The sequence below is a fragment of the Streptomyces sp. NPDC059853 genome (assembly GCF_042731495.1).
Lineage (GTDB): Bacteria > Actinomycetota > Actinomycetes > Streptomycetales > Streptomycetaceae > Streptomyces.
Genome location: NZ_JBHWJL010000468.1, coordinates 2,407 through 2,622 on the forward strand (window position 1 = coordinate 2,407; position 216 = coordinate 2,622).

Genomic DNA, 216 nt, shown 5'->3' on the forward strand with positions numbered 1-216 from the left:
CCCGGTACACCCGGAAGTCCGCACCGGTCATCCCGTGCTCACCGGCGCCGGTGACCTCGTGCCCGAGCAGCCGCCAGCTGAGGAACACCCCCTCGTCGGTGGCGACGGCCACCAGGCCGCGGTCCAGCTCCTCCAACTGCACGCCGCTGGGCCCCGGCTGCCCGGGCCTGGCCTGCGCCACCCCGGCACCCGCCGCGCCCGCGAGCAACCCACCCG

Annotated in this window: 1 protein-coding gene; it reads right to left on the minus strand. The window is 77.3% G+C overall.

Annotated elements, in window-relative coordinates; all coding sequences use genetic code 11:
* Window positions 1–216: hypothetical protein (locus ACFV5N_RS26825; RefSeq protein ID WP_385604830.1), on the minus strand; the 216-nt coding region annotated here is incomplete at both ends.